Source organism: Nocardioides sp. URHA0032, assembly GCF_000620645.1.
Lineage (GTDB): Bacteria > Actinomycetota > Actinomycetes > Propionibacteriales > Nocardioidaceae > Nocardioides.
Window position 1 is genome coordinate 209,098 of sequence record NZ_JIAV01000020.1, and the last position, 18,093, is coordinate 227,190.

Below are 18,093 nucleotides of genomic sequence, written 5' to 3' on the forward strand. Positions count from 1 at the left end.
CTTGACATCAAGATAAATCGGACGGACGATGCTGCCATGAGCCACACCTGGGACCCCGAGCGCTACCTGGCCTTCGCCGACGAGCGGGGCCGCCCGTTCGTGGAGCTGGTGGCGCGGATCGGCGCCGCCGCGCCGCGCACCGTCGTCGACCTGGGCTGCGGACCCGGCAACCTGACCGCCCTGCTCGCGGACCGCTGGCCGGACGCCGAGCTCGCGGGCCTGGACTCCAGCCCCGAGATGATCGAGAAGGCCCGGGCGACCGGCGCGCGGGTGGGGTTCGACGTCGCCGACCTGCGCGACTGGGTGCCGTCCGCGCCCGTCGACGTCCTGGTGTCCAACGCGACCCTCCAGTGGGTGCCCGGCCACCTGGGGCTGCTGCCGCGGCTGGTGTCCGCGGTCGCGCCGGGGGGCTGGCTCGCCTTCCAGGTGCCGGGCAACTTCGACGAGCCGAGCCACACGATCCGCACCGAGCTGGCCGCGGAGGAGCCGTACGCCGCGCACACCGGCGGCGCCGCCGTGCCCTCGAGCCACGACCCCGCCGTCTACCTCGACGCGCTGGCCGGCCTCGGCTGCGCGGTCGACGCGTGGGAGACGACGTACCTCCACGTGCTCACCGGCCCGGACCCGGTCTTCACCTGGGTCTCCGGCACCGGCGCGCGGCCGACCCTCCAGGCGCTGCCCGAGGACCTGCGGCCGGCGTTCGAGACGGAGTTCCGGCGCCGGCTGGCCGCGGCGTACCCGCAGCAGGAGTACGGCGTCGTGCTGCCGTTCCGCCGGATCTTCGTCGTCGCGCAGGTGCCGGCATGAAGCTCCACCACGTCCAGCTGGCCTGCCCGCCCGGCGGCGAGGACGGCGCCCGGCGGTTCTGGGCCGAGGGCCTGGGCATGACCGAGGTCGACAAGCCGGTCGCGCTGGCCGGTCGCGGTGGCTGCTGGTTCCGCGCCGGGAGCGCGGAGGTCCACATCGGCGTCGAGGAGCCGTTCGCGCCCGCGCGCAAGGCCCACCCGGCGCTGCTGGTCGAGGACCTGGACGCGGTCGCCGCGCGGTTGGCGGCGCTCGGGTTCGACGTCGACCGGCGCGAGCGGCACACGTTCCCCGGGTTCGAGCGGTGCCACGTGCTCGACGCGCACGGCAACCGCGTCGAGCTGCTCGAATCGGCTTCCTGAGCGGCGCCGCCGCGCCAGCGTCGGGCCGTCTCCGGTCAGGGGGCAGCCGAGCCCCGGAGGGTCCCCATGTCTTCTGCCCCGACGTCGACCCGGCTGCTGGTCGCCGGCCTGTCCCTGGCGCTCGGCGCCGCCGTCGGTCCGCCCGCGGCGACCGCCGGTGACCCCGCCCGCCCCGGCCACGCGGCGTACCGCGACCAGGTGCGCGCGCTGATGGATCACATGACCCTCCGGCAGAAGGTCGGGCAGCTGTTCGTCATCGAGGTGGCCGGTCGCGACGCCACCCTGGTGAGCGACGCGGCGATGGCCGTCAACCAGCAGCTGTACGGCGTCGACACGCCCGCCCAGGTGATCGCCAAGTACCGCCCGGGCGGCGTCATCTACTACACGACCCGCAACAGCGACGACAACATCGGCGACCCCGCGCAGGTAACCACCCTGTCCAACGGCCTCCAGACCGCCGCGCTCGCGCAGCCGCGGCACGTCCCGCTCCAGATCTCGGTCGACCAGGAGGGCGGCTCGCTGGTCGCCCGGTTCGGCGCGCCCGCGACCCAGCTGCCCGGCAACATGGCACTCGGCGCGGGCCGGTCGGCGATCGACGCCCGGCGGTCGGCGAAGGTCATCGGCGCCGAGCTGGCCGCGGTCGGGGTGACCCAGGACTACGCACCGGTCTCCGACGTCAACATCAACCCGAACAACCCCGTGATCGGGATCCGCTCCATCGGTGGCGACCCCGGCCTGGTGTCAGACCTGGCGGCGGCGCAGGTCAAGGGCTACCACGCCGGCGGGGTCTCCGCGGTCGCGAAGCACTTCCCGGGGCACGGCGACACCGGAGTGAACAGCCACTTCGGGCTGCCCGAGGTGACCAACACCCTGGCGCAGATCCACCAGATCGACCTGCCGCCGTTCGAGGCGGACATCGCCGCCGGCGTCGACACGATCATGACCGCGCACGTCGTGATGCCGGCGATCGACCCGGGCGTGCCGGCGACGATGTCGCACCGGGTCCTCACCGGGCTGCTGCGCCACGAGCTCGGGTTCGACGGGCTGATCGTCACCGACGCCCTCGACATGGCGGGCGCGACCGCGACGTACCCGCCCGACGTGGCGCCGGTGAAGGCGATCCTCGCCGGCGCCGACCAGCTGCTGGTCCCGCCGCAGATGGACACGGCGTACGCCGGGGTCCTCGCCGTCGCCCGCAGTGGCCAGATCAGCACGCACCGCCTCGACGCGTCGGTGTACCGGATCCTGCTGCACAAGTTCCGGCGCGGGCTCTTCGCGGACCCGTTCGTCGACCCGGTCACGGCGCCCGACGTCATGGGCGCGCCCGCGCACCTCGCCGTCGCCCAGGCGATCACGGACCGCACCACCACGCTGGTCAAGAACGACGCCGGGCTGCTGCCGCTCGCCACCGGCCCGCGCGACGTGCTGGTCACCGGCTGGGGCGTGACCACGACCGCGACGATGGCGACCTCGCTCGCCGCGCGCGGTGCGACCACGCAGGTCCTCCAGACCGGCGCCACCCCGGCGAAGGCCGACATCGACGACGCGGTGGCGGCCGCGCGGGACGCCGACCTGGTCGTCGTGTCGACCAACAACGCCTACAACGTGGACGCGACGACCGGCCAGCCGACGGCGGCCGCCGCTGCCCAGACCCAGCTCGTGCGGGCGCTGCTCGCGACCGGGACCCCGGTCGTGGTCGCCGCGATGCGCAACCCCTACGACGTCGCCTCGTTCCCCGCGGCGCCGACCGTGGTCGACACCTACGGCTACACCGCGGACCAGGTCGAGTCGCTGGTGCGGGTGCTCTTCGGGGAGGTGGACCCGGCCGGCCGGCTGCCGGTCACGATCCCCGGCCCGGACGGCACCGGCGAGCTGTTCGAGTTCGGCCACGGCCTGGCTACTGACCCGATCAAGTTACCGGCCGGTAATGTGTCCGGCATGAGCCAGGTCCTCACCCTCTGGAACACGGCGAGCGGGCTGCCGATGGGCGGCCGGGTCTTCTCGCTGCTGTTCGCCCGGAAGGCGCCGTACTTCGCCACGATCCGCCCGCGGTTCACGGTCCTCGAGCCGAACCACGTCGAGCTGGTGATCCCGAAGCGGCGCCGGGTCCACAACCACCTCGGGACCGTGCACGCGATCGCGCTGTGCAACGGCCTCGAGGCCGCGATGGGCGCGCTCGCCGAGGCGAGCATCCCGCCCGACAGGCGGTGGATCCCGAAGGGGATGGAGGTCGCCTACACGGCCAAGGCCACCGGCGACGTCACCTGCATCGCCGAGACCGCCGCGGAGCAGTGGACCTCGCCGGACCCCAACCTCCCGGTCCGCGTCCGCGGCGAGCTCGCGGACGGGACGCGGGTGATCGAGGGCGTCATCCGGCTGTGGGTCACGAGCCGCCGCTAGTGCGGTCGCGCAGCCAGTGCCAGGCGAGCGCGCCGATCCACAGCTCGTAGGCGAGGCTGCTCAGCGCCAGTACGGGGAACGCCGCGCCGGCCACCAGGGTCAGCGTGCCGGCGGCGCTCGCGATCGCGATCGCGACGCCGGTCCGCTGCAGCCACGGCGAGTCGCCGGCCAGCCGCAGCCCGAGCACCAGGGCGAGCAGCAGGAAGATGCGGGGGAGCGCCGAGAACGCGAGCGCGTACGGCGCCGCCCCGTCCCACCCGGCGAGGATCCGGACGTCGGCGCCGGTCTCGGCGGTGTCGAGTGCGACGTCGTGCAGCACGCCGGCGAACGGCCAGATCAACGTCAGCAGCGTGCCCGCGGCGACCGCGACGGTCGCCAGCACACCGGTCGCGTCGACCCGGCGGAGCCGCACGTCGATCGCGCCGAGGAAGCCGAGCAGCAGCACCCCGGCGAGCATGAAGACGTAGTTGCCGACCCGGTAGGTGTCGGCGGCGTCGAGGACGCGTTGTCCCCGCTCGAGCGCGGGATCGCCCGGCGAGCCGGCGTGGGGCAGGACGAAGATCGCCATGCACACCATCACGGCGAGCTGGCAGATCGTGGAGGCGACGCCGCACCAGGTGCTGATGCGGGTCACGTCGGGGCCGGCGACGGGGGTCTGCTCCCGGTCGCGCGGAGTGTCGAGAAGTGTCATGCCGGGACCGTACGAACGGCCGCTGTCCCGTCGCATCGACCGCTGGGCGGCTCTCCGGCTCAGCCCCAGGGCTGAGGACCGCGGGGTCCTTCGGGCCCTACGCTGCCCGCGTGACACCGACTCCGGGCCGCCTCGGCATGGACCGCACGGACGCCGTCCTCGCGGCCGTGTTCGTCGTGCTGGGCCTCGCGCAGGTGACGCTCTGGCCGATCGCCGACTCGGTCCTGGGCCAGGTCTACGTGCTGGGCACCACGCTGCCGCTGGCCTGGCGCCGCACTCGTCCGCTCGCGGCCGCGCTGGCGTCGACGGTCCTGTGGGCCGTGCCGACCGACGGCTTCCCGGTGCTCGGGTACGTCGTGGTGGTCCTGCAGTTCTTCGCGCTCGGGTCCTGGGGCCGGCCGCGTCGCGCGGTGGTCGCCCTGACGGCGTGGGCCTCGGTCGTGACCGCGGTGGTGACGCTGCTCGGGCCGGAGGCGCCGTTCGCGGCGATCGGGGCGGTGATCGCGGTGGTGGCGCCGGTCCTCGCCGGGCAGCTCGCCGCGCACCAGCGGGCCCAGAACGCCGAGCTGGCCCGGCTCGCCGGGCGGCTGCGCTTCGAGCAGGAGCGGGCCGAGGAGTCCGCGGTCGAGGTCGAGCGCGCCCGGATCGCGCAGGAGCTCCACGACGTGCTCGGGCACGAGGTCACGCTGATCGCGGTGCAGGCCGAGGCGGCCGCCGCCGCCCTCCGGGTCGCGCCCGAGCGCGCGGTCGAGCCGGTCGAGGCGATCCGGGTGACCGCGCACCGCACGCTGGCGGAGATCAGGGGCGTGCTCGACGTCCTGTCGGCGGACGAGGACGTGCGGGCGGCGTACGACGACCTCGACGAGGTGTCCCGCCGGGCCGGCGCGGCCGGGATCGCCAACACCCTCACCCAGCGCGGTGCGCCGGTCGCGGGCCAGGAGCAGGTCCGGCTCGCGGTGAACCGGATCGTCCGGGAGTGCCTCACGAACGCCGGGCGGCACGCACCCGGTGCGCCCGTCGACCTCGAGGTCTCCTGGGACGAGCACGAGGTGCGGGTGGGTGCGGCGAACCCGACGGGGCTCGCCGCCGTCCCCGCGCCGGGTCGTGGCCTGACCGGCATGCGGCACCGGGCCGAGCTGCTCGGCGGCTCGTTCGACGCGGCGGTGTGCGACGGCCGGTTCACCGTGCGCGTGGTGCTGCCGCGATGACGCGCGTGCTGCTGGTCGACGACCAGGACCTGGTCCGGCAGGGGCTGCGCCTCATCCTCGAGCTCGCCGGGATGGAGGTCGTGGCGGAGGCGCGCGACGGCGAGGAGGGCGTCGCCGCGGCCGTCGCGTGCATGCCGGACGTCGTGCTCATGGACCTGCGGATGCCCGGCGTCGACGGCATCGAGGCGACCCGTCGGATCACCGCGACGCAGGCCGCCCGGGTGATCGCGCTGACGACGTTCGACGTCGACGAGCACGTCGTCGAGGCCCTGCGCGCCGGTGCGGTCGGCTTCCTGCTCAAGGACGCGACCGCGGGCGCGCTCGTCGACGCCGTACGCCGGGCCGCGGCGGGCGAGCCGGTCGTCGCCCCGGCGGTGCTGGAGCGGCTGATGGCCAACTTCGCCACCCGCCCGCCGGTCACCGCGGTGGCGCCGCCCGGCTTCGCCGACCTCAGCGAGCGGGAGCGCGAGGTGCTGGCGATGATCGGTGCCGGCCGGTCCAACGCGGAGATCGCGGCCGCACTGGTGATCAGCATGGCGACGGTGAAGACCCACGTGCGCCACATCTTCGCCAAGCTGGACCTGCGCGACCGCGCCCAGGCCGTCGTGGTCGCCCGCGAGGCGGGGCTCAGCTGAGGAAGATCGGGTTGGTCAGCGCGACCATCGGGTCGTTGAACAGCGGACCCTGCCGGACCTCCACGCGGACGAACGGCGTACCGCCCGCGACGTCGGCGACCAGGGTGATCGCGCCGCCGTCCGCCGTCGCGGTGGCCAGCGGCGTCTTCGTCCCCTGCGGGCCGACGAGCCGCGCGGTGCAGCCGTCGACGCCGGTGGCGTCGAGGTGGACGGCGACGTGCTGGCCGGCGCCGCTGGGCACCCGGTCGCCGCACTCACCGCTCACGTCGTCGAGCGTGGCGGTGAAGTGCAGGTCGACCCCCGACGACCCGGCGATCCAGGAGTGCCCGCCCCGGTAGCCCGCGACGAGTGCCTCGGTCGACAGTGACTCGGCGCGGACCACGGTCTGGGCGAGTCCGATCGTCTGGCTCTGCTTGTGGGTGTCGGAGTTGCCGACCGCCGGGACGAACGTGCCGGTCGTGAGCAGCTGGTGCCAGCGGGTGAGCGCCTGCTCGTCGAAGCCGTCCCACGGCCCGTTCCACACCTCGACGGCGTCCATGCCGGCCCAGTCGGTGCCGAAGTCCCACCGGATCGAGGGCACCGGGATGTAGGGGTGGGCGACGATCGCGAGACCGCCGAGGTCGTGCACCTGCTGGACGAACCCGGCCAGCGCGCCGTCCTCTGGGCGGTAGCGCCAGTCGATCCAGGTCCCGGCCGGGAGCCCGGTCGCCAGCCAGTGCCCGGCGCGGGTGGTGACCTCCTCGCCGCAGACCACCAGGAAGTCGTCCGGCACGTAGCGACCCCACGTCCCGGTCGCGGAGCTGGTGTTGTGCTCCGAGGTGCCGATGAAGTCGAGGCCCGCGGCCTTGGCGTACCCGATCACGTCGCGCTGGGTCTGGGCGCCGTCGGAGTGGACGGTGTGCACGTGCAGGTCGCCGCGGTACCAGCCGGTGCGGGTGCCCTCGACGCCGGTCGGCGCCGGGGACGGGTCGAAGCGCTCGCCCTTCCTGCCGAAGTGCAGCGTGACGGTGACCTCGTAGTCGACGTCGGTCACGATCTGGTACGGCCCGAGGGCGATCCGCCAGCGGCCCGAGCGGATCGGACCGGGCAGGTAGCCCGGCGTCGCCCAGGTCCGGCTGATCCGGAACTCCGTGCGCGCCCCGCCCGACCACCCGCGGAAGCCGTCGGCGTTCCCCAGGCCGGTGCCGGACTCGTCGAAGATGCCGATGTCGACGACGTTCTTGCTGTAGCCGAGGTGGGTGTCGATCGGCGGCGGGTACGAGTAGGACACCTGGATCTGCCGCACCCCGCTCGGCACCTGGAACGGCAGGTAGACCCAGTCCTCGGTGGTGCCGGCGGTGAAGGTCCCGCGGAACTTCCTCGTGACCTTCGACCCGGCCTCGGCCGGCTCGAAGGTGAGGACGGCGGCGGTGGTCGCGAGGCCGGCGCCGGCGAGGAGCAGGGCGCGGCGGTCGAGGTGCAGGTTGCTCATGTCGGGTCCAAGGATGGACTAGCGACGGGCGCGTTGTACGCCGAACGCGGTCACCAGCGCGAGCGCGACCGCACCGGACACGCGCCGGCCCATCCGGGCGCGGTTGCTCTGGCTGCTCATCGTCGAGCGGTTGCTCTGGTGGGACATCAGCGACAGGTTGCTCTGGTACGACAGCGCCGAGCCCGTCGACATCCAGGAGCCGATCGAGAACGCCGACAGCGCGGAGCCGATGCTGGCCAGCGAGGCGACGGAGCCGATGCTGCCGACGGAGAGGATCGAGCCGGTCGAGCAGATCGAGAGGATCGAGTTCTGCGAGCGCCAGGAGAGCACGGCGTCAGCGTAGTCGGGACCGGCCGTCACCCGCTCCAGGCAGCTGCTCGGTTGGGCCCGGCCGGACGTCCCGCCGTACCCTGTGCGGGTCATGACACGCACCTACGAGGTCCGCACCTACGGGTGCCAGATGAACGTCCACGACTCCGAGCGGCTCTCCGGGCTGCTGGAGGACGCGGGCTACCTCCCGTTCGACCGGGAGAGCGTCCCCGAGGGCGAGCAGGCCGACGTGGTCGTGTTCAACACCTGCGCGGTGCGCGAGAACGCCGACAACAAGCTCTACGGCAACCTCTCCCACCTGGCACCGGTGAAGGCCGCGAAGCCGGGCATGCAGATCGCCGTCGGCGGCTGCCTGGCGCAGAAGGACCGCTCCACGATCACCGCGAGGGCGCCGTACGTCGACGTCGTCTTCGGCACCCACAACATCGGGTCCCTGCCGGTCCTCCTCGAGCGCGCTCGCGTGCAGGAGGAGGCGCAGGTCGAGATCCTCGAGTCGCTCGAGGTCTTCCCGTCGACCCTGCCGACCAAGCGCGACTCGGCGTACGCCGCCTGGGTGTCGATCTCGGTCGGGTGCAACAACACCTGCACCTTCTGCATCGTCCCGAGCCTGCGCGGCAAGGAGAAGGACCGCCGGCCTGGTGAGATCCTCGCCGAGATCGAGGCGCTGGTCGCCGAGGGCGTCTCGGAGGTCACGCTGCTCGGGCAGAACGTCAACGCGTACGGCGTGGAGTTCGGCGACCGCCGGGCGTTCTCGAAGCTGCTCCGCTCGTGCGGCTCGATCGAGGGGCTCGAGCGGGTGCGGTTCACGTCCCCGCACCCGGCGGAGTTCACCGACGACGTCATCGAGGCGATGGCCGAGACGCCGAACGTGATGCCCCAGCTGCACATGCCGCTCCAGTCCGGCTCGGACCGGGTGCTGCGCGAGATGCGGCGCTCCTACCGGCAGCGGAAGTTCCTCGGCATCATCGAGCGGGTCCGCGCCGCGATGCCGGACGCGGCGATCACCACCGACATCATCGTGGGCTTCCCCGGCGAGACCGAGGAGGACTTCCAGGAGACGCTGCACGTCGTGCGCGAGGCGCGGTTCTCGGGCGCGTTCACGTTCCAGTACTCCAAGCGGCCCGGCACCCCGGCCGCCGTGCTCGACGACCAGGTCCCGCCGGCGGTCGTCAGGGACCGCTACGAGCGGCTGGTCGCCGTCGTGAACCAGATCGCCTGGGAGGAGAACAAGGCGCTCGTCGGCCGGCGCGTCGAGCTGATGGTCGCCGAGGGCGAGGGACGCAAGGACGCCGCCACGCACCGCCTCTCCGGCCGCGGCCCCGACAACCGGCTCGTGCATTTCGCCCCGCCGGCCGGCGTCCAGGTGCGCCCGGGCGACCTGGTCACCGTCGAGGTCACCCGGGCCGCCCCGCACCACCTGGTCGCGGACACCTTCGTCTCCGCGCGCCGGACCCGCTCGGGCGACGCCTGGGAGGCACGCACCGCCGCGCCCGCGTCGTCCGGTGTCGCGCTCGGCATGCCGGGCCTCGGCGTACCCGCACCGCTGCCGGACGCCCCCGCCTGCCGCTGAGGGTCCGTCGGGATCCCCGGTTAGCCGGGGATCCCGGCGCATGTGGGGCATTGCAACGCCCGAGAAGTGCAGGGAGTGCCCGTGAAGCGCGACCGGTCAGACCTCGTCGTCGTCCCGCGGGTCCTTCGAGGAGTAGCCCGCCTTGGGCGGGAGGCCCTCGGGATTGTCCTCGGGGTTGCCGGGCGACTGCTCCGGCGGGGCGTCGTCGGACGGGACCTCGGCACGCGCGACGTCGCGCAGCCCGTCGGTGGCCTGCTGCCCGGGGCCGGTGTGGCCGACCCGCTCGCTGCTGACGCCGAGGTCGCCGGCGGCCCGGGAGGGTCCGCTGGAGTTCGGGGTCGAGGACTGCAGCTCCTCGTCGGAGTCGTCGCGGCCGGTCATGCCGGCGACTCCTTCTCCGGCTGGTCGTCCTCGCCGTCGTCGCTGCGGGTGGCCTCGGTGGAGGTGTCCTCGCCCTCCTTGACCGACTCCTTCAGCGGGTCGGGGGCCTCCTCGATGGCGGGGTTCTCCTCGGGGGAGAGGTCGGGCACCGTGGGCCGGCCCTCGTCCGGAGGGATGGCGTCGACCCCGCCCGGGTTGGGCTCGCCGGGCTCGATCTCGGGGTCGGGCAGGGGTCCGAGGTCAGACATCAGTGCTCCTTGAAGCCGAACGTCGAGTACGCCGCCGACGTACCCGTTCGCAGCCCCTCCAACACGGCCAGCTCGTGGGGGACGACCGGCTCCGGCAGCGCGTCGAGCCGGGCCCACCGCAGCCCGCCCGACTTCTCGGGCTCGACGACCCGCGGCTCTCCCGACCACGACCGGGCCGTGAAGAAGAAGTCGATCCGCTCGTCGATCGGCTCGCCGCCCTGGGTGCGCTGCATCGCGGTCACGAAGCACAGCGCGAGGTCGCCCACGCCGATCTCCTCGAACGCCTCGCGGTGGGCGGCGTCGTACGCCGTCTCCCCCTGCTCGACGTGGCCGGCCGCGGCCGCGGCCCAGTGGTCGTCCATGTACCCGGTGTTCCGGCGGAGCTGGAGCAGCACCTCGGTGTCCGGGCCGGAGCCGCGCAGCAGGAAGACGTACGACGCAGGGACGACCACGAAACGGCCGTGCGTCACTCGGGCACCTCGGTCTCCTCGGGATCCTCGGGGTCCTCCAGGTCGTGGGGCGTCAGCTCCGCCTCACCCTCGGTGCCGTAGACCGTCCCGGTGTCCTCCGAGACCGGCGACTCCTCCTCCTCGGGCAGCGGATCCTCGTGGAAGTCGAACTCGCTCATCACTCACCTCCCGCGTCGTCCGACGGCTCGTCGAGCGACGTCTCGGCATTCTCCTCCTGGCCCTCCCGCGGCGGACCCTGCGGATCGCGCTCGTCGTGGTGGGGCTCCGGGGGCGTCGGGCTCTCGCTCATGCTTGTCACACTAGCCACATGCCGCCGACGCCCAGCACCCCGATCGTGGCCGTGGTCGGGGCCACCGCGTCCGGCAAGACCGGTCTGTCCCTCGACCTCGCCGAGCGGCTCGGTGGCGAGGTCGTGAACACCGACGCCATGCAGGTCTACCGTGGCATGGACATCGGCACGGCGAAGCTCCCGGTCGCCGAGCGGCGCGGGATCGCGCACCACCTGCTGGACACCCTCACCGTCCGCGACCCGGCGACGGTCGCGGAGTTCCAGGGCTGGGCCCGCGCCGAGATCGACGAGATCCGCGGTCGCGGGCGCACGCCGGTGCTGGTCGGCGGCTCGGCGCTCTACACGCGGGCGATCCTGGACCGGTTCGAGTTCCCGGGCACCGACCATGCGGTCCGGCGGCGCCTCGAGGACGAGCTCGCCGACGTCGGCGCGGTCGCGCTCCACGAGCGGCTGCGCGCGGTCGACCCCGAGGCCGCGGACCGGATCCTGGCCGAGAACGGCCGCCGCGTCGTGCGCGCCCTCGAGGTCGTCGAGATCACCGGGCGGCCGTTCACCGCGTCGCTGCCGACCCTGGAGTACGCCGACCCGTGCACCGTCCAGATCGGGGTCGACATCGACCGGCCCACGCTCGACGCGCGGATCGAGGCGAGGGTCGAGACCATGTTCGAGTCCGGGCTCGTCGTCGAGGTCGAGCGCCTGCTGGCCGACGGTCTCGCGGAGGGCCGGACCGCCGGCCGCGCGATCGGCTACCGCGAGGTCGCGGCGTACCTCGCCGGCGAAATCTCGCTCGACGAGGCCCGGGATCGCACGGTCACGGCCACCCGGCGCTTCTCGCGTCGTCAGGACTCGTGGTTCCGCAAGGACCCCCGCGTGGTGTGGATCCGGTACGACGACCCGGACCTGGTCGAGAAGAGCCTGAGCAAGATCGGTCGGGCGCCGGAGGGCCGGCCGACGCCAGACTGAGCCCATGACCGGACGCGACCGACTCCGCGAGCTGCTCGACGCGGTGCTCGAGGAGGAGCACCGCAGCCTCGACGACATGGCCGGTGGCGCGTACACCTCGCCGTTCCACTTCACCCGCCGGCTCTCCCGCGAGACCGGGGAGCCGCCGGTCGCGATGCGGCGGCGGGTGATGCTCGAGCGCGCCGCCTGGCAGCTGAGCCACGGCGAGAGCGTCACCGACGCGGCGTTCGCCGCCGGCTACGACTCCGTCGAGGGGTTCAGCCGCGCGTTCGCCCGCGCCTACCGACACGTGCCCAGCCAGCAACGGACGCAGCCGCGAGCAGGCAGCCACTGGCTGCCCGCACCGAACGGCATCCACTTCCACCCGCCCACCTCGCTGTGGGTCCACTCCGGGGAGCGCACCATGAGCCAGCCGATGGACCTGATGGTCCACCACGACCTCGACGACACCCGGGCGCTGCTGGACCTGGCCAAGCAGCTGCCCGACGAGGCGTACCGACGCCAGGTGCGCCCGGTGCTCTCCTGGGAGGGCGACGAGACGACGCTCGCGCGCGTCCTCGAGCGGCAGGTCAGCACCCTGGAGGTGTGGCTGGCGGCCATCCTCGGCGAGGAGTTCCCGCCGGAGCGCCCGGACGACCCCGGGGCCCTGATCGCCCGGCACGACGAGGTCGCGCCGCGCTGGCTGGAGATGGTCCGCGACGTCGACCGGCGCGATGCCTGGGACGACCGGGTCGTCGACGCGCTCTGCGAGCCGCCGGAGAGCTTCGTGCTCGGGAGCATCGTCGCCCACGTCCTCACCTATTCCGCCCACCGCCGGCTCGGCGCCCGCGCGATGCTCGCCGAGCTCGGCGTCGAGGTCGACGAGGGCGACCCGATCAACTGGCTGCGGCGGCGGGGAGGTGCGGAGTGAAGACCGTCTACTACACGGCGAGCTCGCTCGACGGCTTCATCGCCGACCCGGACAACTCCCTCGGTTGGCTGCTGAGCCGCGACATCGACGAGCACGGGCCGATGAACTACGGCGAGTTCCGGGCGACCGTCGGCGCCTGTGCCCTCGGCGCCACGACGTACCGGTGGATCCTCGACAACGACCCGAACGGCTGGGACTTCACCCTGCCCGCCTGGGTCTTCACGCACCGCGAGCTCCCACCGCAGGAGGGGGTCACCTTCACGGCGGAGGACGTGCGCACCGTGCACGCCGCCATGGTCGAGGCAGCGGCAGGCAAGGACGTGTGGCTCATCGGCGGTGGTGACCTGGTGGGGCAGTTCTCCGACGCGGGCCTGCTCGACGAGGTGTGGGTGCAGTACGCGCCCCTGACGCTCGGCGGCGGCGCGCCCCTGCTCACGCGGAGGGTCGAGATGCGGCTCGAGGAGCACGCCCGGAACCGCGAGTTCCTGTGCGCGCGGTACACCGTTTCCAGGCCGGGCTGACCGGGCACCGGGCGGTATGCGCCGTCTCGGGATCGTCGTACCGCTCGCCCTCCTTGCCACCGCCCTCGCCGCGCCCGCGCAGGCGACGCCGCCCAAGCACCCGACCGCCCGCGGGTACGGCGGCGCCGTCACCTCCGTCGACCCCGATGCCTCCGCGATCGGCCTCGAGGTGCTGAAGGCCGGCGGCAACGCCGTCGACGCCGCGGTCGCGACCGCCGCCGCCCTCGGCGTCACCGAGCCGTTCAGCAGCGGCATCGGCGGAGGCGGCTACTTCGTGTACTACGACGCGAAGACCCGCGAGGTCCACACCATCGACGGCCGCGAGACCGCGCCGGCCGCGATGCCGCACGACGCGTTCATCGACCCGAAGACCGGCAAGCCGTACGGCTTCTCGCCCGCCCGCGTCACCAGCGGCGTCTCCGTCGGCGTGCCCGGCTCGCTCGCGACCTGGCAGCGCGCGCTGAGGGAGTGGGGCACCCGCTCGCTCGCCCGCTCCCTCGCCCCCGCGGAGGCACTGGCCCGCCGGGGCTTCCGCGTGGATCCGACCTTCCATGACCAGGTGGTCCAGAACCGGCGCCGGTTCGATGCCTTCGTGCCGACGAGGAGGCTCTACCTGCCGCACGGCCGGGCGCCGCGGGTCGGCTCGACGTTCCGCAACCCCGACCTGGCGCGCACCTACGACCTGATCGCCCACCGCGGCACGCGCGCGCTGTACGACGGGCGGCTGACGAGCGAGGTCGTGCACGCGGTTCGCAGGCCGCCGACGACGAAGGACACGACGCTGCCGGTCCCGAGGGGCTTGATGCGACGCAGCGACATCACCGGCTACCGGCCGGTCGACCGGGCGCCGACCCGGGTCGGGTACCGCGGCCTCCACGTCTACGGCATGGCGCCGTCCTCGTCCGGCGGCTCGACGGTCGGGGAGGCGCTCAACATCCTCGACCGCTACCCGCTCGGGTCGATGACCAGGGCCCGCGCGCTGCACCTCTACCTCGAGGCCAGCGCGCTGGCGTTCGCCGACCGGAGCGCGTACGTCGGCGACCCGGCCCAGGTCGACGTACCGCTGAAGGACCTGCTCTCGCAGAAGTACGCCGACGAGCGCGCCTGCCGGATCAGGGTCGGCCGGGCGTTCCCGACGCCGGTCGAGGCGGGCGACGCCTCGTCGTACGACGGCCGCTGCGGCGCCGGCCGCGGGACCGCGACGTCCGCCGGGGACACCGAGAACGTCGAGACCACGAACCTCACGGTCGCCGACCGGTGGGGCAACGTCGTCGAGTACACGCTCACCATCGAGCAGACCGGCGGCTCGGGGATCGTGGTGCCCGGACGCGGCTTCCTGCTCAACAACGAGCTCACGGACTTCACGGCCGTCTACGACGACGCCGACCCGAACCGGATCGAGCCCGGCAAGCGCCCGCGCAGCTCGATGTCGCCGACCCTCGCGCTGCACCGGAACGGCAGGCCGCTGCTCGCGGTCGGCTCGCCCGGCGGCTCGACGATCATCACGACGGTGCTGCAGATCCTGGTGAACCGGCTCGACCTCGGCATGACCCTGCCGCAGGCGATCGCCGCCCCGCGCGCGACCCAGCGCAACACGGAGGACGACCTCGCCGAGCCGGCGTTCCTGCGGCGGTACGGCCACGCCCTGAAGAGGCTGGGCCACCACGTCGAGAAGTACCAGGACATCTTCACCGGGACGACCGAGATCGGTGCCGCGACCGGCATCGAGTTCGGTCCCGGCGGGCTGCTGACGGTCGCCGCCGAGCCGCGGCGGCGCGGGGGTGGCGCTGCGACCGTCGTCACACCGCAGCGTTGAGCGCAGGCGGGGCTGCGGCCGCCGGTACCGTGGTGGGGTGACGACCGCCGCCGCCTGGACCGAGCTCACCACCGTCGAGGAGCTCGTCGACCTGCTGGGCGAGCCGAACGCCCGTGCCCGCGACAAGGGCCGCACCGCGCTGCTCGACGTCGACCGGGCCTGGCTCGCGGCCACGCCGTTCTGCGTGCTCGCCACCGCGTCCGCCGACGGCCGCTGCGACGCCTCCCCGAAGGGTGACCCCGCCGGCTCGCTCGTGCACGTCGTCGACGACACCACGATCGCGCTCGCCGAGCGGCCCGGCAACAGGCGGGCGGACGGCTACCGGAACATCCTGGACAACCCGTACGTCGGCCTGGACTTCTTCATCCCCGGCCGCGGCGACACCCTGCGCGTCAACGGCCGCGCCCGGCTGGTCGGCGACGCGCCGTTCTTCGACGAGATGGTCGTCAAGGGACACCGGCCGGTCCTCGCCGTCGTCGTGGACATCGAGGAGGTCTTCTTCCACTGCGCGAAGGCCTTCCTCCGGTCCGGCCTGTGGAAGCCGGAGACCTGGGACCCGAACGGCGTCGTCCCGCGTCGCGCGGTGATCGCGCGTGACGTCGAGCCGAGCGGCATGACCCTGGAGCAGCTCGACGAGTACTACAGGCCCGAGAACTACGAGAAGGGCATGTATGCCTGACTACGAGTACCTGTTGGGGCACGGCACCGAGAACGACTTCGTGCTGCTGCCCGACCTCGACGGCACGGTCCACGGCGACCTGTCGCCGGAGCAGCTGGCGGAGCGGGTGCGGGCGCTCTGCGACCGCCGGGCCGGCATCGGCGGCGACGGCGTGCTGCGCGTGCTGCGCCAGGGCGACGGCTGGTTCATGGACTACCGCAACGCCGACGGCTCGCTGTCGGAGATGTGCGGCAACGGCATCCGCGTCTTCGCGCGCTACCTCGTCGACGCGGGCCTGGCCGACCCGGCGCGGCCGATCCCCGTCGACACCCGCGACGGCGTCAAGGTCCTCACGGTCGACGGCGACCTGATCACCGCCGACATGGGCACCCCGCAGGTGCTCGGGGAGACCAAGGTCGGCGTGGCCGGCCGGGCCTGGGTCGCGCGGCACGTCGACATGGGCAACCCGCACGCCGTCGCGTTCGTCGACGACCTCGCGGACGCCGGCCCGCTGCTGGAGGCGCCCGAGCACGACCCCGCGACGTACCCCCGGGGCGTCAACGTCGAGTTCGTCGTACGCCGGGGAGCCCGGCACCTCGCGATGCGCGTGCACGAGCGCGGCTCCGGCGAGACCCGGTCCTGCGGCACCGGCGCGTGTGCGGTCATGGTGGCCGCGGCCGTCGCCGACGGCGCCGAGCGCTCCGGCGCCTACCGCGTGGACGTCCCCGGCGGCACCCTCACCGTCACCTGGACCGACGACGACCGGGTGCTGCTCACGGGCCGCGCCCTCATCGTCGCGCGGGGCACCACCTCGCTCTGACGACACGTCGGGTTTCACCGGCTGACCGGAGAAACCCGCGCGACACGCCGCGGCCCACCGGCGTGTCCGTCGGGTTTCCCACGACAAGCACCCGCAGATCGTGACCGACCGCGACAGTGCTGCTGTGAGCATGGTTATCCTCCGCAGCATGGACATCAACGGAGCCAGTGCCATCGTCACGGGCGGCGCGTCGGGCATCGGCGCGGCGGCCGCCCGCCAGCTCGCCGCGAAGGGTGCGGTCGTCGTGGTCGCCGACCTGCAGGCCGACAAGGGCGAGGCGCTCGCCGAGGAGATCGGCGGCGTCTTCGCCCAGGTCGACGTCACCGACACCGACCAGATCAAGGCCGCGGTCGAGGCCGCCGCCGCGATCGCACCCCTGCGGGCGTGCGTGAACTCGGCCGGGATCGGCTGGGCGCAGCGCACCATCGGCCGGGACGGCGAGTTCGACTCCGCCCACGACCTCGCGGCGTTCTCGCGGGTGATCGCCATCAACCTGATCGGCACCTTCGACATGACCCGCCTCGCCGCGACCGCGATGAGCCGCAACGAGCCCGACGCGGACGGGTGCCGCGGCGCGATCGTCAACCTCGCGAGCGTGGCGGCGTTCGACGGCCAGATCGGCCAGGCGTCGTACTCCGCCTCCAAGGGCGGCGTCGTCGGCATGACCCTCCCGGTCGCCCGCGACCTCGCCGCCTCCGGCATCCGCCTCAACACCGTCGCCCCGGGCCTGATCGACACCCCGATCTACGGCGAGGGCGAGGCGGCCGAGGCGTTCAAGGCCAAGCTCGGCGAGAGCGTGCTGTTCCCCAAGCGCCTCGGCGTCCCCGACGAGCTCGCCAGCATGGTCGTCGAGTGCATCACCAACAGCTACATGAACGGCGAGGTCGTCCGCGTGGACGGCGGTATCCGGATGCCCCCCAAGTAGCGCGTTCGGGTCGTCCGCCTCTCGCGCGTGAATACGCCGCCCTCAGGCGGACGACCCGCGCCGGCTCAGGCTCGCCGGCCCGTCCGGGCCAGGAGCCTCGTCTGCCGGTCGGCGTCCGCCGGCACCTGGACGGGCCGCCTGAAGACGCCGTCGTCGTAGGCGTGGTCGCCGAAGCCCTCGAACGCCACCTCGATGGTGTCCATCTCCGCGTCGGTGAACGTCGTCGGCCGGCCGTTGGCCGCGCCGAGGTCCCAGCCGTGCACGACCAGGTCGAAGCCGTAGAAGTGGTCCAGGGTGGCGCCGATCGTGGTGCGGCCGAAGAAGCCGTCGTACTCCCGCGCGCGGAGCTCGTCGGTGACCAGGGGCCGTACGGCGGCCTGGTGCGCGGCCCACACGTCGGCAGGTGAGCCGGAGGGGCGTCCGCCGACCGCGACGTCCATCCGCGACAGGTAGTCGCGCTCGGTGTCCACCACGTGGTCGACGACGTCCGCGGCGGTCCAGCCCTCGCACGGGCTGGTGGCCGACCAGTCGGTGGTGGCGTCGACGGTGGCGGAGAAGCGGTCTGCGGCCCGGAGGAAGAAGTTCATGCCACCAGCATCGCGACGACGCTGTCGCCGGCTC

Annotated in this window: 22 protein-coding genes; 13 read left to right on the forward strand and 9 right to left on the reverse strand. The window is 73.4% G+C overall.

Annotated features, from left to right (window positions below; translation table 11 throughout):
- The first annotated feature begins 36 nt into the window (after positions 1–36).
- The 3 genes from N538_RS0111435 to N538_RS24990 all read left to right on the forward strand — a co-directional run bounded on the left by N538_RS0111435 (position 37) and on the right by N538_RS24990 (position 3,566).
- Complete coding sequence (locus N538_RS0111435; RefSeq protein WP_028637424.1) at positions 37–807, forward strand: trans-aconitate 2-methyltransferase; 771 nt, start codon at positions 37–39, stop codon at positions 805–807.
- The gene (locus N538_RS0111440) at positions 804–1,166 is read left to right on the forward strand and encodes a VOC family protein (protein WP_028637425.1); all 363 of its coding nucleotides are present in this window, start codon (positions 804–806) and stop codon (positions 1,164–1,166) included. Before N538_RS0111435 ends, N538_RS0111440 begins: the two co-directional genes overlap by 4 nt.
- Before the next feature lie 66 nt (positions 1,167–1,232).
- Complete coding sequence (locus N538_RS24990) at positions 1,233–3,566, forward strand: glycoside hydrolase family 3 N-terminal domain-containing protein (protein ID WP_081790436.1); 2,334 nt, start codon at positions 1,233–1,235, stop codon at positions 3,564–3,566.
- On the opposite strand, the gene N538_RS0111450 is transcribed toward N538_RS24990, so the two are convergent.
- A complete protein-coding gene (locus N538_RS0111450) occupies positions 3,550–4,257 on the reverse strand; it encodes a hypothetical protein (RefSeq protein WP_028637426.1) in 708 nt (235 codons plus the stop codon). The two genes, N538_RS24990 and N538_RS0111450, sit on opposite strands and share 17 nt — an antisense overlap.
- A 110-nt stretch (positions 4,258–4,367) precedes the next feature.
- On the opposite strand from N538_RS0111450, the gene N538_RS0111455 reads away from it, so the two are divergent.
- Together N538_RS0111455 and N538_RS0111460 are read left to right on the forward strand one after the other, a co-directional pair.
- Entirely contained in the window at positions 4,368–5,465 is a 1,098-nt protein-coding gene (locus N538_RS0111455; RefSeq protein WP_155992061.1) for a sensor histidine kinase, read from the forward strand.
- Complete coding sequence (locus N538_RS0111460) at positions 5,462–6,100, forward strand: response regulator (RefSeq protein ID WP_028637428.1); 639 nt, start codon at positions 5,462–5,464, stop codon at positions 6,098–6,100. The genes N538_RS0111455 and N538_RS0111460 overlap by 4 nt, the downstream gene beginning before the upstream one ends.
- Here N538_RS0111460 and N538_RS0111465 read toward each other — a convergent pair.
- Both N538_RS0111465 and N538_RS0111470 read right to left on the reverse strand, forming a co-directional pair.
- Positions 6,093–7,571, reverse strand: a complete 1,479-nt coding sequence (locus N538_RS0111465) for a CehA/McbA family metallohydrolase (protein WP_028637429.1) — start codon at positions 7,569–7,571, stop codon at positions 6,093–6,095. The genes N538_RS0111460 and N538_RS0111465 overlap by 8 nt on opposite strands.
- An 18-nt stretch (positions 7,572–7,589) precedes the next feature.
- Positions 7,590–7,994 carry a hypothetical protein gene (locus N538_RS0111470; RefSeq protein ID WP_197025311.1) on the reverse strand — a complete coding sequence of 135 codons (405 nt, stop codon included), beginning with the start codon at positions 7,992–7,994 and terminating at the stop codon, positions 7,590–7,592.
- Here N538_RS0111470 and miaB point away from each other — a divergent pair.
- Positions 7,993–9,471 carry a tRNA (N6-isopentenyl adenosine(37)-C2)-methylthiotransferase MiaB gene (gene miaB / locus N538_RS0111475; RefSeq protein WP_036570295.1) on the forward strand — a complete coding sequence of 493 codons (1,479 nt, stop codon included), beginning with the start codon at positions 7,993–7,995 and terminating at the stop codon, positions 9,469–9,471. The two genes, N538_RS0111470 and miaB, sit on opposite strands and share 2 nt — an antisense overlap.
- Positions 9,472–9,567: 96 nt before the next feature.
- Here miaB and N538_RS0111480 read toward each other — a convergent pair whose 3' ends face one another.
- Genes N538_RS0111480 through N538_RS29480 form a run of 5 tightly spaced genes read right to left on the reverse strand, consistent with a single transcriptional unit; the run spans position 9,568 to position 10,859 of the window.
- Positions 9,568–9,852 (reverse strand): hypothetical protein, encoded by a 285-nt coding sequence (locus N538_RS0111480; protein ID WP_028637432.1) that lies wholly within the window; start codon positions 9,850–9,852, stop codon positions 9,568–9,570.
- On the reverse strand, positions 9,849–10,100 hold the full coding sequence (locus N538_RS0111485) for a hypothetical protein (protein ID WP_028637433.1): 252 nt from the start codon (positions 10,098–10,100) through the stop codon (positions 9,849–9,851). The genes N538_RS0111480 and N538_RS0111485 overlap by 4 nt, the downstream gene beginning before the upstream one ends.
- Positions 10,100–10,570 (reverse strand): NUDIX hydrolase, encoded by a 471-nt coding sequence (locus tag N538_RS24995; protein WP_036570182.1) that lies wholly within the window; start codon positions 10,568–10,570, stop codon positions 10,100–10,102. Before N538_RS24995 ends, N538_RS0111485 begins: the two co-directional genes overlap by 1 nt.
- On the reverse strand, positions 10,567–10,728 hold the full coding sequence (locus N538_RS28415; RefSeq protein WP_155992062.1) for a hypothetical protein: 162 nt from the start codon (positions 10,726–10,728) through the stop codon (positions 10,567–10,569). The genes N538_RS24995 and N538_RS28415 overlap by 4 nt, the downstream gene beginning before the upstream one ends.
- Positions 10,728–10,859 carry a hypothetical protein gene (locus N538_RS29480; protein ID WP_269320329.1) on the reverse strand — a complete coding sequence of 44 codons (132 nt, stop codon included), beginning with the start codon at positions 10,857–10,859 and terminating at the stop codon, positions 10,728–10,730. Before N538_RS29480 ends, N538_RS28415 begins: the two co-directional genes overlap by 1 nt.
- 18 nt (positions 10,860–10,877) lie before the next feature.
- Here N538_RS29480 and miaA point away from each other — a divergent pair, with 18 nt between their 5' ends.
- The 7 genes from miaA to N538_RS0111540 all read left to right on the forward strand — a co-directional run bounded on the left by miaA (position 10,878) and on the right by N538_RS0111540 (position 17,472).
- Positions 10,878–11,822, forward strand: coding sequence for a tRNA (adenosine(37)-N6)-dimethylallyltransferase MiaA (miaA, locus tag N538_RS0111505; RefSeq protein WP_028637434.1), 945 nt, complete (start codon positions 10,878–10,880; stop codon positions 11,820–11,822).
- A 4-nt stretch (positions 11,823–11,826) separates the two neighbouring features.
- Positions 11,827–12,732 (forward strand): helix-turn-helix transcriptional regulator, encoded by a 906-nt coding sequence (locus N538_RS25000; RefSeq protein WP_036570184.1) that lies wholly within the window; start codon positions 11,827–11,829, stop codon positions 12,730–12,732.
- Complete coding sequence (locus N538_RS0111520) at positions 12,729–13,253, forward strand: dihydrofolate reductase family protein (RefSeq protein WP_028637436.1); 525 nt, start codon at positions 12,729–12,731, stop codon at positions 13,251–13,253. The genes N538_RS25000 and N538_RS0111520 overlap by 4 nt, the downstream gene beginning before the upstream one ends.
- A gap of 16 nt (positions 13,254–13,269) precedes the next feature.
- Positions 13,270–15,069 carry a gamma-glutamyltransferase gene (ggt, locus tag N538_RS0111525; RefSeq protein ID WP_028637437.1) on the forward strand — a complete coding sequence of 600 codons (1,800 nt, stop codon included), beginning with the start codon at positions 13,270–13,272 and terminating at the stop codon, positions 15,067–15,069.
- A gap of 37 nt (positions 15,070–15,106) precedes the next feature.
- Positions 15,107–15,748: a pyridoxamine 5'-phosphate oxidase family protein gene (locus N538_RS0111530; RefSeq protein ID WP_028637438.1), complete on the forward strand. Its 642-nt coding sequence runs from the start codon at positions 15,107–15,109 to the stop codon at positions 15,746–15,748.
- Entirely contained in the window at positions 15,741–16,547 is an 807-nt protein-coding gene (dapF, locus tag N538_RS0111535) for a diaminopimelate epimerase (protein WP_028637439.1), read from the forward strand. Before N538_RS0111530 ends, dapF begins: the two co-directional genes overlap by 8 nt.
- 148 nt (positions 16,548–16,695) lie before the next feature.
- Positions 16,696–17,472, forward strand: coding sequence for an SDR family NAD(P)-dependent oxidoreductase (locus N538_RS0111540; protein ID WP_028637440.1), 777 nt, complete (start codon positions 16,696–16,698; stop codon positions 17,470–17,472).
- Positions 17,473–17,537: 65 nt separating this feature from the next.
- Here the strand turns inward: N538_RS0111540 and N538_RS0111545 are convergent, their stop codons facing one another.
- Entirely contained in the window at positions 17,538–18,059 is a 522-nt protein-coding gene (locus tag N538_RS0111545) for a maleylpyruvate isomerase family mycothiol-dependent enzyme (protein ID WP_028637441.1), read from the reverse strand.
- Between the last annotated feature and the right edge of the window lie 34 nt (positions 18,060–18,093).

Excerpts from the sequence above, each read along its gene's own strand:
- N538_RS0111435 (WP_028637424.1), top strand. The coding sequence starts at position 37 with ATGAGCCACACCTGGGACCCCGAGCGCTACCTGGCCTTCGCCGACGAG.
- N538_RS0111440 (WP_028637425.1), top strand. The coding sequence starts at position 804 with ATGAAGCTCCACCACGTCCAGCTGGCCTGCCCGCCCGGCGGCGAGGAC.
- N538_RS24990 (WP_081790436.1), top strand. The coding sequence starts at position 1,233 with ATGTCTTCTGCCCCGACGTCGACCCGGCTGCTGGTCGCCGGCCTGTCC.
- N538_RS0111450 (WP_028637426.1), bottom strand. The coding sequence starts at position 4,257 with ATGACACTTCTCGACACTCCGCGCGACCGGGAGCAGACCCCCGTCGCC.
- N538_RS0111460 (WP_028637428.1), top strand. The coding sequence starts at position 5,462 with ATGACGCGCGTGCTGCTGGTCGACGACCAGGACCTGGTCCGGCAGGGG.
- N538_RS0111465 (WP_028637429.1), bottom strand. The coding sequence starts at position 7,571 with ATGAGCAACCTGCACCTCGACCGCCGCGCCCTGCTCCTCGCCGGCGCC.
- miaB (WP_036570295.1), top strand. The coding sequence starts at position 7,993 with ATGACACGCACCTACGAGGTCCGCACCTACGGGTGCCAGATGAACGTC.
- N538_RS0111470 (WP_197025311.1), bottom strand. The coding sequence starts at position 7,994 with ATGACCCGCACAGGGTACGGCGGGACGTCCGGCCGGGCCCAACCGAGC.
- N538_RS0111480 (WP_028637432.1), bottom strand. The coding sequence starts at position 9,852 with ATGACCGGCCGCGACGACTCCGACGAGGAGCTGCAGTCCTCGACCCCG.
- N538_RS0111485 (WP_028637433.1), bottom strand. The coding sequence starts at position 10,100 with ATGTCTGACCTCGGACCCCTGCCCGACCCCGAGATCGAGCCCGGCGAG.
- N538_RS28415 (WP_155992062.1), bottom strand. The coding sequence starts at position 10,728 with ATGAGCGAGTTCGACTTCCACGAGGATCCGCTGCCCGAGGAGGAGGAG.
- N538_RS29480 (WP_269320329.1), bottom strand. The coding sequence starts at position 10,859 with ATGAGCGAGAGCCCGACGCCCCCGGAGCCCCACCACGACGAGCGCGAT.
- miaA (WP_028637434.1), top strand. The coding sequence starts at position 10,878 with ATGCCGCCGACGCCCAGCACCCCGATCGTGGCCGTGGTCGGGGCCACC.
- N538_RS25000 (WP_036570184.1), top strand. The coding sequence starts at position 11,827 with ATGACCGGACGCGACCGACTCCGCGAGCTGCTCGACGCGGTGCTCGAG.
- ggt (WP_028637437.1), top strand. The coding sequence starts at position 13,270 with ATGCGCCGTCTCGGGATCGTCGTACCGCTCGCCCTCCTTGCCACCGCC.
- dapF (WP_028637439.1), top strand. The coding sequence starts at position 15,741 with ATGCCTGACTACGAGTACCTGTTGGGGCACGGCACCGAGAACGACTTC.
- N538_RS0111540 (WP_028637440.1), top strand. The coding sequence starts at position 16,696 with ATGGACATCAACGGAGCCAGTGCCATCGTCACGGGCGGCGCGTCGGGC.
- N538_RS0111545 (WP_028637441.1), bottom strand. The coding sequence starts at position 18,059 with ATGAACTTCTTCCTCCGGGCCGCAGACCGCTTCTCCGCCACCGTCGAC.